We start from the raw sequence: 12,108 nt of genomic DNA, 5'->3' as shown, positions 1-12,108 counted from the left end.
CGGTGGTCGAAGGAGCTCATGAGACCGCACGGTACGCGAGAAGGGCGACCGTTTAGCCCGATTCACCCTCCAAGATCGAATCAGACGCCGAAACGGCGATGGCGCGCGGCATAGTCGCGCAGCGCCCGCAGGAAATCCACCCGACGGAACTCCGGCCAGTACGCCTCGGTGAACCAGATCTCCGAGTATGCGCTCTGCCACAGCAGGAACCCGGACAGCCGCTGCTCGCCGGAGGTGCGAATAACCAGGTCGGGGTCCGGCTGACCGGAGGTGTAGAGGTGCTGGCCGATCGCGTTCACCGTGATCGACTGGACCAGATCCTCGCCCGTTTCGCCCGCGGCGATCTCTTGGCGGACCAGCGAGCGCACCGCGTCGGTGATCTCCTGTCTGCCGCCGTAGCCGACCGCGACGTTGACGTGCACACCGTTGCGGCCGTCGGTGCGCTCGGCCGCGGTGCGCAGCCGCTTGGCGATCAACTCGGGGAAGCCCTCGAGCGAGCCGACGATGCGCACACTCCAGTCCTGTTCCGGCGCCGACAGCTCCTCGACCACGTCGGTGATCACCTCGAACAGCGTCTCCAGTTCGTCCGGATCGCGCTGCAGGTTCTCGGTGGACAGCAGGTAGACGGTCACCATCTCGATGCCCGCGGCCGCGCACCAGCCGACCAGCTCGGCGATCTTCAGCGCGCCGACCCGATGGCCGTGGCTGACATCGGTGAAACCGTTCTCCCGGGCCCACCGGCGATTGCCGTCACACATCACCGCGACGTGCCGGGGATGCTCTTTGCCGGCCAGCTGCCTGGACAGCCGGGCCTCGTAGATGCGATACGGCAGACCCCGCACCTGACTCGGAAGTTCCACGCGGGCAACCCTACGCCTCGGCGACACGATTCCGGCATCGACCGCGATACGCCGGTACAGTGGCCATAAGCTCGCAAGTTACGGTTGCGTAGGTTACTGGCAGGTTCAGTTGGTGGCCGCCTCGTCGTCACCCGGCCTGGCGCGGTGCCACGCACCGACCTCGTCCGAGTCGCACCCATCAGGAGGTACTCGTGTCCGAATCCGTCGGCGCCGCCGACACGGCACCGGTCACACCGGCCCCAGGTTCCGCAGGCGAAGCGCTCGCCGAGGCGCTGGTCAAACCGCGTATGCGGGGCTGGATCCACACCTGGGCGGTGGCCGTCGCCGCGGTCGCGGCCGTTGTGCTGATCGCCCACTCCGCCACGGTGTCGGCGACCGCGGGTTGGTCGACGCTGGTCTACGGGCTCACCGTGTGCGGGCTGTTCGGCATCAGCGCGATCTACCACCGGGTGACCTGGCCGACCGTTCGCGCCCGCATCCGGATGAAGCGAGCGGACCACTCGATGATCTTCCTGTTCATCGCGGGCAGCTATACCCCTTTCGCCCTGCTCGGCCTGCCCGGAAGTACGGGGCAGACGCTGCTGGCCGTTGTGTGGGCGGGGGCGTTGGCCGGTGTTGCGCTGAAACTGCTGTGGCCGACCGCGCCCCGCTGGGTCGGCGTTCCGTTGTATCTGCTGCTGGGCTGGGCCATCGTGCCGGTGGCCGGGCAGCTGAACAACCAGATCGGCATCGCGCCGCTGATCCTGCTGCTGATCGGAGGTCTGATCTACAGCGGCGGAGCGATCCTCTACGCCACCAAATGGCCGAACCCGTGGCCGGCCGTCTTCGGCCACCACGAGTTCTTCCACGCCGCCACGGTGCTCGCGGCACTGACCCACTACGCGGCGGTCTGGCTCGTCGTCTTGCGCTGAGCGCATAGAGTCGAGGGGAGGTCGGACGAGAGGGGCGGCGCGCGCGATGGGATGGCATGCGCTCGGATCGGGGCCGGATAGTGAGCCGCCGAGGGCGCCTGTGGACGGCGGTGCGGATCGGTCACCCGACCAGCCGGGCGAGACCACCGGGAAACCGCCTGTGCCGAGTGTCCTGGTTCTATGCTGCTCGTTCGTGTTCTTCGTCGCCGCCTTGCGCGGCATCGCCCTGCCACGTCCGGCAGCCGCGCGGAGTATGCCGCGCTCGGTGCCTGCGCTCGGCGTCGGCGCGCGTCGTCCATCGGGGTCGCGAACCTCATGATCTCCAAGCTCGTCGTCTGGGCGCTCAAAGCACGGGCAGGTCTGGCCGTGTTGGTCACCACGGCGAATCTCTGTGGCCTCGCGGTGATCGTCACCCAGCTCGCGCTCAACGGCTTTCTGGGCAGGTTGGGCACGGATTGGCCGCGGGCACTCGCCTTCGTCGGCATCTACCCGGCGGTGGGGTTCCTGGCCGGCATCGTGCTCGCGGTGCGCGACCGGAAGGTGTACTTCGGCTGGCTCGACGACGCGCGCAAGCCGACCGAGGCGGAGGCGCGACGCCTGCTGCACCTGCCCGTCGTGATCAGCGTGCGCGCGCTCGCGCTGTGGATCCCCGGCGTGATCGTGGCGACCGCCGTCTTCGCGCATCTGAGCCCGGACAACGACCCCGGCGTGACGGCGGCGCTGTTCACGATCGGCGCCTTCGAGTCGGCGGCGGTCACCTTCTTGATCGTGGACCGGTTGATCCGGCCCACCATTCCGGTGGTGGCCAGGGTGCTCGGCTGGACGATGCACTGGAGTTCCTCGGTGCTGGTGCGGGTCGTGCTGACCTGGGCGGTGGCGGCGGCGCTTCCGCTGCTCATGCTGATCGTCGTACTGGCCGACCCGGCCGCGGCCGCACCCGACCGGGTTCGCACCGGGATCTACCTCTCCGCGGTCGGCATCGGCGTCGGCGCACTGGCCACCGCCTTCCTCGCCCGCTCCGTCGCCGCGCCGATGCGCACACTGCGCCGCGCGCTGGATCGCATCGCCCGAGGCGACCTCGGCGCCCGGGTACCGATCGGCAGCACCAGCGAGATCGGCAGGCTGGAGCACTCGGTCAACGAGCTGGCCGCGAACCTGCGCGAGCGGGAGCGGATGCGGGAAGTGTTCGGCAGGCATGTCGGGACGGAGGTCGCCGAGCGCGCGCTCGCCCGCGGAGCGGACCTCACCGGAGACGTGCGTGAGGTGGCGGCGCTGTTCGTCGACGTGACCGGCTCGGTGGAGTTGTCCACCGGGCTGCCGCCGCAGGAGTTCGTGGAAAAGCTCAACCGATTGCTCGCGATCGTCGTCGCCGCGACCGAGGAGAACAACGGCCTGGTCAACAAGTTCGAGGGCGACGCGGCGCTGTGCGTCTTCGGAGCGCCGATCGCTTTGCGCGACAACGCGACACCGGCCCTGCGGGCGGCGCGCCGCATCCGGGACGAGGTCATCGCCACGGGCGAGCTCGACATCGGGATCGGCGTGGCGCGCGGACCGGTCTTCGCGGGCGACGTCGGTTCCGACACCCGGCTCGAGTTCACGGTCATCGGCGACGCCGTCAACGAGGCGGCTCGGCTCACCACGGCGGCCAAGGAAGTGCCGCGGCGCGTGCTGGTGAGCCAAGCGGTGATCGACGCGGCCGCCGAACACGAACGCGCGCAATGGACCCTCTACGACACCATCGTGCTGCGCGGCATGAAAGAGCCGACGACCTGCTGGACCGACATCGACACCTCCGACGCCCACCCCGACCCCGCCGCGAACGGCACCGATCAGCTCGACAGCGGCGACCTACCGCCCGACACCAACCCGGTGATCGAAATTCACACTGCCGCACCGGCGCCCGATACCGAGATCGATGCCCGACCTCGGCGCTGACGGCTCCGACAGCGGTAGCCGCACGGCTGCTGCGACGACGCGGCGGTCATCGCGCGACCGGCAGGCGTCCGGCCGGTCGACCGCGGTCGACGGGAAGCCCGACCGCGACGGACCCGCCCGTCTCCGCTAGTTCCGCTGCAGAGCCGTGCGGAGCTGGTCCGCGGTGGAGACCGGAAGGTCGCAGACGGAGCCGCGGCAGACGTAGGCCGCGGCGGCATTGCCGACCAAAGGCCGGTCCGCCAGAAGGGGGACGGCGTTCGGGGCGGCGGCGAGGACGACCGCGCCGCCGGGGGCGGCCTGCCGTGCCGTGGCGAGCAATTCGGTCGGGCGGGAGACCGACTCGGTGGCGATGGCGACCTGGAGCGGACCGCGCAAGGCCGCCTCGGCGACCGCGAGCCACTGTCCCGCCGATCGGGGCGCGCGTGCCAGCACGATCGCGCCGCGTTCGAGGGTCAGGTCGGCGAGTTCCCGGTAGCGGGCGGCCCGTTCGGGGTCGCTCGTGGCCGCCGCGGTGAGCAGGGCTTCGGCGAGCGCGGAGGTGCCCGCGGGGGTCGCGCCGTCGATCGGGTCGCGCGGACGGGTGACGAGGGTTTCGGCGTCGTCGGCGGTGTCGAACCAGCTGCCCGGCCGGTCCGGATCGGCGAAGTGCTCGATCGCGGTGTCCAGCAGGCGCTGGGCGTCTTCCAGCCAGCCGAGTTCACCGGTGACCTGGTGCAGCGCGAGCAGTCCGGTGACCAGCCAGGCGTGATCCTCCAGGATCGCGGGCGCGGCGCCGGCGACGCCGCCGAGCGAGGCGCGGCGCAGCCGTCCGTCCACCACATGTTCGGCCAGCAGGAAGCGGGCGCACCGAATGGCCGCGGCGGTCCACTCCGGCTCATCCAGCGCGGCCGCGGCCTCGGCCAGCGCGGTGATCGCCATGCCGTTCCAGGCGGACACCACTTTGTCGTCCCGGTCCGGCTGCGGGCGGCGGTCGCGGGCGGCGATCAACGCCGCTCGCACGCGTTCCAGGCGCGCACCTTCCTCGGCAGTGGTGGGCTCGGTGTACCTGGTCAGCACCGAGGTGCCCTGCTCGAAGTTCCCGGCGGTGCTGACGCCGAAGAATTCGGCCGCCCAGCCCCCGTCGATCGAACCGAGCGCGCCGGCCAGTTCCGCGGGCGTCCAGACGTACGTCGCGCCTTCTACACCGGGTTTGCCGGGTTCCAGATGAGTGTCGGCGTCCAAAGCCGATGCGAAGCCGCCCTGTGCGGTCCCCAGGTCGTCGAGCAGGAATCGTACGGTTTCCCGGGTGACCCGCTCCGACAACGATTCCGGGAGCACCGATGTGGTGCGCCGGGCCAAGTGCGCGTAGGCCCGCAGCAGCTGCGCGTTGTCGTACAACATCTTCTCGAAATGCGGCACCACCCACGCGGCGTCGACCGAATACCGCGCGAAGCCCCCGCGCAGCTGGTCGTAGATGCCGCCGCGCGCCATCGCCTCCGCGGTTCGGGAGACCACGTCGAACACCGCCGGGTCACCGGTCCGCTCCCAGTGCCGCAACAGGCCCTCCAGCAGCGCCGACGGCGGGAATTTGGGGGCGCCGCCGAACCCGCCGTGCTCGTGGTCCTCATCGCGCAGCACCGCGGCGACGGCATGGGCGAGCAGCTCCGGCGTGATCGTCAGATCCGTGTCGGGCAGGCCCGCCGTCTGCTCGCGCAGCGCCGCCGACACTTGCGCGGACGCCTGGTTCACCTCGTCACGCCGGGTGCGCCAGGTCTCGGTGATCGCGGTGAGCAACTGTGTGAACGACGGCATACCGCCGCGCGGAAGCTTCGGGTAGTAGGTGCCGCAGTAGAACGGTTCGCCGTCCGGGGTCAGGAAGCAGGTCATCGGCCAGCCGCCCTGACCCGTCATCGCCACCGTAGCGTTCATGTAGACCGCGTCCAGGTCGGGCCGCTCCTCCCGGTCGACCTTCACGCAGACGAAGTGCGCGTTCATCTGCTCGGCGGTGGCCGCGTCCTCGAACGACTCGTGCGCCATCACGTGGCACCAGTGACAGGACGCGTATCCGACCGAGAGCAGGATGGGCACGTCCCGTTCACGCGCTTCGGCCAGTGCCTCGGCATCCCACTCCCGCCAGTGCACCGGATTGCCCGCATGCTGGCGCAGGTACGGAGACGTCGCCTTTCCGAGCCTGTTCATGGCTCCACCGTACGGCCCTTCCTCGCGCCGCGCGGGCAGCACGGGCCGGGGGTCTCGACTCCGAAAGCCGCCGAGGCCGCGGGAGAGGACTTCGTCGCGCCGACGCTGAGGGCCCACCGCGCGTCGGCGCTCGGCGGCCGGTGACGAATGATTCGTTCGACGCCTCGAGTGACCGTCTACCGCCGAGAAGCGTCCGGAAACCACCGGAGCAAGGAAAATGCCGAAACCACCTTTCTGGCAGTCCCCGAATCCTGAGGAGCAGCGGGAGATCGACAAGAAGCTCGCCGCCCGCATGGGATCTCGCTCGAAGAGCTCTACGAGATCGACCGGCGAGTCGCCGAGGAAGTGCGAGCCCGGGATGCCCTTCCACGGGAAGAAAGAATTGTCGACAGCAATCCGAAATTCAACGAGGGATTCGGACCCGATACGCCCGAGAACGATCTCGCGCCCGGCGAGCTGCGAACTTATTACCATTCGATCGACACCCCTCGCACCGACACTGCGACAGCCCCGCAGCCCGCTTCAGGGCAGCCACCGAGAATTCTATGCACCGCACGGCGCTCCCGGAGGCTTCGCTCCGGCCCCACCGAGGGGGCCGATACGACGGTGGACACAGCAGGCGGTCTTCTACCTGCCGGTGACGCTACGCGGAGAATTACTGGGATACCTGTGGGCGTCCACCGCGAGCAACGCGGCGAGTTTCGTCCGGAAACTGCGGCCCGGTTCCGGCGAAGGGCTCTCTGCCCCTTTCGCCGATCCGTCGTTGTGGAGCGCGGACGTGTGGGCGGAGCGACTGGCGCTCGCCTACGAGCGAGGCGTTTTAGCACAAGCAGCCGTCCGGCAGTGGATCGGCGCACCGGAACATCCACAAGGCGGCGCGATTTCAGCGGACGCCGTCGAACAGCACGCCGCCACCCTCGCCGAGCTCTACGAAATCGTGAACCCGGGTGGCCCACCGCCGCCGAACCCGCTGATTCAGGACGGCATGTTCCCGGACGGCACCCCTGCCGACCGCTCGCAGGGCTGGGGGCCACTGATCAGTAGCCCGCTGCCGCGGTATCCGACAGACACGAATGCCGCCGTCCGATTCTTTCCTGTCAGCAAGGACGGCGCAGTCATCGGATATCTCTGGGCGTCCATTGCCGACGACGCCGCCGACTATCTACCGCGGATCTCCTCCGGCCGCACCGGCGAGATCGCTGCCGGTCTGTGGCATCTGTGGCTCAGCCGTGCCTACGAGGAGGGGCTGGCACCGCTCGAGGCACTCGATCGATGCCGGCAGATGCCCGAGGATCGCCTGTCGGGAGTGATCGGCGTCCGAGTGCCCGCGCAGGAGCTGCCCGGTCTCGACGCATTGCAGGACCTGGCTCGGCAGTAGGGATCGCGCCGGCCGGTACGCGGCGCGGCGAAAATGAGCTGCGCCCTTCCGAGCCGACCGGCTACAGTCCTACCCGCGCCCGGTGCGCAGGCAACGGCTACTTCCGTATTCGATGGACGGGTTGCGGGTTCGAATCCCGTCCGGATCGCAAGCGATCCGGTAGCTCAATCGGCAGAGCTGTCCAAGGCAGGGTCTCCAGACCCGTAGGGCTCGATTCGCTCGAGCCGGTATTCCGTCGCCGCCCAGACCTCGGGCGCTCAACATGCCGTGCGGAGGCGGCCGAATTCCGCGCGATACTTTGCCGACTCGCCGGATGGACTATGTCCGCGTAAGCACCTCACGCCCCACGTACGCCAGCAACCGGCGGTGTGCCGGCTCATCGTCTGCGACGACGACCTCGGGCCCGAAGACGCCCGGCGCGCGGAAGGAGTCGATGCCGCCCATGGCTTGCATGGTGGCGAGCAGTTCGCCACACAGCTCGTCGTCGGCCAGATCCGGCCGGTCGATGGCCACCGCGATGTCGACTCCGTGGACGAGAATCTCGGTGAGATGCACCAGTGCCGCCGCGGGGCCGGGCAGTTCCCCGAGTGCGAGGCCCACCGTGCCGTCCAGCGCGTCCGGCCGGTGCCATGCGGCGCGGTCCACTTCCGCGGCCGCGGCGTACGCGCCCTGCGGATCCCCGCCGAGCCAGTCGGATGCGTGTTCGGCGCCTGCGTTCGTGCCGCTCAGAGCGGCCGCGAAGATGTGCATACCCCCCACGGTGTGGTTGAGGACGGCACGGACGTCCCAATCCCGGCACGGCGTCGGCGCGGCCAGACCCGCCCCCTCCACGGCGGCGACGATCGCTCCGGTCGCGTCCAGTGCGCGGTCGATCTGTCCGATCACATTGTCCATGAGCATCCTTCGGTCGTGCGGTTTGGCTGAATTGGTAACACAGGACTTCGACCGGCGCGCGACAATGCGAACACCATTTTGTGCCGAAATAGTTGCCAGCGGTGTGCTTCCCGCCATCGCCGCGGAATAATCGGATGCGCGAGTCTCGCCGCAGCCACTACAGTGAGCGGTGCACCCGGTGCGCAGGCAACGGCTACTTCCACTTCTAATGGACAGGTTGCGGGTTCGAGTCCCGCCCGGACCACACACGGTCCGGTAGCTCAATCGGCAGAGCGGTACGTTCCGTCGCCGACCTCTATCTCGGGTGCGCAACGTGATTCATTCGCGTGCGAGCCCGCCCGGTGCGCGTACCGCGGCTACTTCGGGGCCAGGAAGTTCCGGTTCGAATCCGGACTGCCAGGAGGCAGTAGTGTAATCGGCAAGCACGAAGGGCATATTTCGTGGTCGACTCGACCTCGGGCCGGCTCCTCGCAGTGACACACGGCGCATGTCCGGTGCGCAGGCAACGGCTACTTCGGGTTCAACTCCTGCCGAAACCATTTCGGTCGCTCGATACGGCGAGCAGGCCGTCGCCGCTTTTCCTCGGACATCGTGCTCGCAAAAAATGAGGTGCGGCAATCGAATTCGTCTCGCTACAGTTTCGGTGCACCCGGGAACCACCGGGCGCGCCACAACTCCATCGCACCTCCCGGTGCGAAGTCGGCGGCTACTTCTCGACCACGCCATTTCGGGAATTCCGCAGGCAAATCATCGATCTCGGGGGGCATCGCACGCACCGGCCCGGTGCGGCTACACGGCTGGTTCCGCGAGCAGGCCACACCATGCCTGCGTCGACCGGTACAGCGCCGCGGCAGATTTCGACCTCGGGCCGGACACCGCGCCTGTCCCCGACGTACATCTGGGGAAATCCATGAGCAAGTTCAACCGCGCGCGCCCCGGCGCGACCTCACCGGTCACCAGCGAGACCCGTCCGACCGGCCGCACCTTCGAGGGTGGCGCGGGATACACCCGCACGCCGCAGAGCGAGCTGTTCCTGCTGGCCGTCACGAACATGGTCGGTGAGCACACCTTCTACGAGTCCGCCGGTGAGCGCGACGATCGCTACGCCGCGCTGGTGCACCAGGCGACGATCACCGCCCCCGAGTGGACCGCCCGCTTCCTCCGCTGGTTGCGCACCGAGGCGAACATGCGCAGCGCCGCGATCGTCGGCGCCGCCGAGTTCGCCAAGGCGCGCCTGGACGCGGACGCGGCGGGGATGTCGCGGCAGGTGATCGACTCGGTGTTGCAGCGCGCCGACGAGCCGGGGGAACTGCTCGCCTACTGGATCGCGACACATGGGCGGGCCGTGCCCAAGCCGGTCAAGCGCGGCGTCGCCGACGCCGTCCGGCGGCTGTACGACGAGCGCGCCCTGCTCAAGTGGGACAGCGCCGCGCGCTCCTTCCGGTTCGCCGACGTGCTCCAGTTGACCCATCCCACTCCCGCGGACGGCAAGTCGTGGCAGGGCGCGTTGTTCGCACACGCACTGGATCGGCGGTACGGCCGCGAGACCGAACCGCCCACCGCCCTGGCGGTGCTGCGGGCCCGTGCGGAGCTGATGGCCCGCCCGGTCGAGCAGCGCCGCGCGCTGTTCGACGACCCCGAGCAGGCTCGTGCCACGCTGCGCGCGGCGGGCATGACCTGGGAGGCGGTCGCGGGCTGGCTCCAGGGCCCGATGGACGCGACGGTGTGGGAGGCACTCGTTCCGACCATGGGTTACATGGCCAAGCTGCGCAATCTGCGCAACTTCGACCAGGCCGGGGTGAGCGACGCCGTGGCCGCGGACGTGGCCGCCGAACTCGCCGATCCCGGACATGTGGCCCGTTCGCGGCAGCTGCCGATGCGGTTCCTGTCGGCGTACCGGGCCGCGCCGTCGCTGCGCTGGGGTCACGCGCTCGAGCAGGCGCTCGGTCATTCGCTGGCCGCCGTGCCCGCGCTGTCCGGGCGGACGCTGGTGCTGGTGGACACCTCGGGCTCGATGCAGGCGGGATTCGCCAAGGACGGCTCGCTGGCGCGCTGGGACGCCGCCGCGCTGTTCGCCCTCGCGCTGGCCCGGCGCTGCGCTCGGGCCGACGTGGTGTCCTACTCGAGCGGCGGCACGTGGCAGGGCCGCACCCAGCCCGGCAGCCGGGTGTTCCCGCAGCGGCGCGCCGAGCCGGTGCTGGGTGCGGTGCGGCGCTGGCGCGAGGAGGGTTACTTCCTCGGCTGGGGTACCGACACGGCCGGGGCGGTGCGTGAGCACTACGCGGGTCACGATCGGGTCGTCATCCTGACCGACGAGCAGGCGCACGACGGCGACGTCGGCCGTGCGCTGCCCGCCCGGGTGCCGCTCTACACCTGGAACCTGGCGGGATACCGGTACGGGCATGCCCCCGGCGGCACCCCGTACCGGCACTCCTTCGGGGGCTTGACCGACGCGGCGTTCCGGATGATCCCGCTGCTGGAGGCGGGCCGCGACGCCGACTGGCCGTTCTGAACGGCGGCGGGGCCGAGACCACACCGGTCTCGGCCCCGTTGCCGCGGGTCGCCTTGCCGGTTCAATCGAGCACCGGGTAGTTGGCCCGGATGACGCCGTGCGGGTCCCGGGCGCGCTTGATCTCGCGCAGCCGGGCCAGCGTCGCCGAATCGAAAGCGGCGGCGGCGGATTCGTCCGGCGTCAGGAACGTGTACGGCTTATGGCCGCTGATCTGCCCGCTCACCGCGTCCACGATGGCGATGCGCCGGGCCTTGACCGCCTCGGCGAGATGCGGCAGCCCCAGCCCCAGGCAGTAGAGCAGGTAGGGCTCGGCGATCGGGCCGCGTACGCCACTGTCCGGCCTGCCTTCGGCGAAGGCGCCGCCCAGGTGACGGATCTGCACGTTGGCCAGCGGGGCGACCGGTCCATCGATCAGAGTCTTGACCACGGCGTCGCCGAGATCGGTGAGCTGCTCTGCCCGGGAGAGCGACGGGCTCGGGTTCGTGGGTTCGGCGGTGACGGCACCGATGTCGGCGGCCCCGAACACGCCGCGCTTGTCCAGGATCGGATTCCCGATGGCGTCCAGCCGCGCGAGCGCGGCGCGTCCTCGATCCGGGTCGCCCAGGTAGACGGCGTCCACACCGACCATGGGCGGTGCGTCCGGGATCTGGAGGCGCTGGAACCACACGGTCAGCTCCTCCGGCGCGGCGGCGGTGATCTCCCGGAAGACGTCGAAGACCTCGCGTATCCGCGTTTCCGGCCAGAGCACGCGGCCGCCGAACAGCTCCCGTGCGGGGAACAGGTCGAACTCGAGCGCGGTCACCACGGCGAAGTCGCCTCCGCCGCCGCGCAGCGCCCAGAACAGGTCCGGATCGTCCTCCGCCGTGACCCGTCGCCGGGCGCCCGCGGCGTCGACGACCTCGAACGCGCGCACGGCGTCGCTGGCCCAGCCGTGTTTGCGGCCGAACCAGCTCATGCCGCCGCCGAGGGTGTAGCCGGTCACGCCGACGACCGGGTTGCTGCCCGCCAGGCCGGTCAACCCGTGCCTGGCGGCGGCAGCCTGCACCCGGCCCCACGGCGCCCCCGCGCCGACGCGCGCCACCCGCCGCTCGGCGTCGATCTCGATGCCGTCCAACTGTCCGGTGCGCAGCAGAATCGCCTCCGGTACCCCACCGGAGGCGCCGTGGCCGGTCGGCTGGGTGACCACCGGCACGCCCGCGCGGCCGGCGTACCGGAGCACGGTCGCGACGTCGTCGGCATCGTTTGCCCGCACCACGGCGGCCACCGGTTGCTCGACCGTCGTCGTCCACGGCCGGGCCGCGGTCTCGAAGCTCTCGTCACCGGCCACAAGCACACGGCCGGGCAGCTCGGCCCGCAGTTCGTCGAATGTCATCGCTCTGTCCTCGACTCTCAGTGTTCGAAAGGAGACGCGGGCAACGAATCCGGGGTCGCCGTCACAGG

Annotated in this window: 8 protein-coding genes and 1 tRNA gene; 5 read left to right on the top strand and 4 right to left on the bottom strand. The window is 70.0% G+C overall.

Annotated features, from left to right (window positions below):
- Window positions 1-80: 80 nt before the first annotated feature.
- The gene (locus K8O92_13675) at window positions 81-860 is read right to left on the bottom strand and encodes an isoprenyl transferase (protein ID UAK34785.1); all 780 of its coding nucleotides are present in this window, start codon (window positions 858-860) and stop codon (window positions 81-83) included.
- Between the two features lie 287 nt (window positions 861-1,147).
- Here K8O92_13675 and K8O92_13670 point away from each other — a divergent pair, with 287 nt between their 5' ends.
- Window positions 1,148-1,771 carry a hemolysin III family protein gene (locus K8O92_13670; GenBank protein UAK35680.1) on the top strand — a complete coding sequence of 208 codons (624 nt, stop codon included), beginning with the start codon at window positions 1,148-1,150 and terminating at the stop codon, window positions 1,769-1,771.
- 315 nt (window positions 1,772-2,086) lie between these two features.
- Window positions 2,087-3,706 carry an adenylate/guanylate cyclase domain-containing protein gene (locus K8O92_13665; GenBank protein UAK34784.1) on the top strand — a complete coding sequence of 540 codons (1,620 nt, stop codon included), beginning with the start codon at window positions 2,087-2,089 and terminating at the stop codon, window positions 3,704-3,706.
- A 126-nt stretch (window positions 3,707-3,832) separates the two neighbouring features.
- Here the strand turns inward: K8O92_13665 and K8O92_13660 are convergent, their stop codons facing one another.
- Window positions 3,833-5,884, bottom strand: coding sequence for a thioredoxin domain-containing protein (locus K8O92_13660; protein UAK34783.1), 2,052 nt, complete (start codon window positions 5,882-5,884; stop codon window positions 3,833-3,835).
- A 637-nt stretch (window positions 5,885-6,521) separates the two neighbouring features.
- Between K8O92_13660 and K8O92_13655 the strand changes: the two genes are divergently transcribed.
- Window positions 6,522-7,262 carry a hypothetical protein gene (locus tag K8O92_13655; protein UAK34782.1) on the top strand — a complete coding sequence of 247 codons (741 nt, stop codon included), beginning with the start codon at window positions 6,522-6,524 and terminating at the stop codon, window positions 7,260-7,262.
- A gap of 318 nt (window positions 7,263-7,580) precedes the next feature.
- Here the strand turns inward: K8O92_13655 and K8O92_13650 are convergent, their stop codons facing one another.
- Window positions 7,581-8,156, bottom strand: a complete 576-nt coding sequence (locus tag K8O92_13650) for a TIGR03086 family protein (GenBank protein UAK34781.1) — start codon at window positions 8,154-8,156, stop codon at window positions 7,581-7,583.
- 175 nt (window positions 8,157-8,331) lie between these two features.
- On the opposite strand from K8O92_13650, the gene K8O92_13645 reads away from it, so the two are divergent.
- A tRNA-OTHER gene (locus K8O92_13645) sits at window positions 8,332-8,400 on the top strand.
- Between the two features lie 666 nt (window positions 8,401-9,066).
- A complete protein-coding gene (locus K8O92_13640) occupies window positions 9,067-10,668 on the top strand; it encodes a TROVE domain-containing protein (protein UAK34780.1) in 1,602 nt (533 codons plus the stop codon).
- Between the two features lie 61 nt (window positions 10,669-10,729).
- On the opposite strand, the gene K8O92_13635 is transcribed toward K8O92_13640, so the two are convergent.
- Window positions 10,730-12,040, bottom strand: a complete 1,311-nt coding sequence (locus K8O92_13635) for an FAD-binding oxidoreductase (protein UAK34779.1) — start codon at window positions 12,038-12,040, stop codon at window positions 10,730-10,732.
- Window positions 12,041-12,108 lie beyond the last annotated feature (68 nt).

It is taken from the genome of Nocardia asteroides, assembly GCA_019930625.1.
Classification (GTDB): Bacteria; Actinomycetota; Actinomycetes; order Mycobacteriales; family Mycobacteriaceae; genus Nocardia; species Nocardia sputi.
This window is presented reverse-complemented; position numbering and strand designations above follow the sequence as displayed.

What these genes read in the sequence shown, in the direction of transcription:
- K8O92_13640 (UAK34780.1), top strand. Translation starts at nt 9,067, where the DNA reads ATGAGCAAGTTCAACCGCGCGCGCCCCGGCGCGACCTCACCGGTCACC.
- K8O92_13670 (UAK35680.1), top strand. Translation starts at nt 1,148, where the DNA reads ATGCGGGGCTGGATCCACACCTGGGCGGTGGCCGTCGCCGCGGTCGCG.
- K8O92_13660 (UAK34783.1), bottom strand. Translation starts at nt 5,884, where the DNA reads ATGAACAGGCTCGGAAAGGCGACGTCTCCGTACCTGCGCCAGCATGCG.
- K8O92_13665 (UAK34784.1), top strand. Translation starts at nt 2,087, where the DNA reads ATGATCTCCAAGCTCGTCGTCTGGGCGCTCAAAGCACGGGCAGGTCTG.
- K8O92_13635 (UAK34779.1), bottom strand. Translation starts at nt 12,040, where the DNA reads ATGACATTCGACGAACTGCGGGCCGAGCTGCCCGGCCGTGTGCTTGTG.
- K8O92_13650 (UAK34781.1), bottom strand. Translation starts at nt 8,156, where the DNA reads ATGGACAATGTGATCGGACAGATCGACCGCGCACTGGACGCGACCGGA.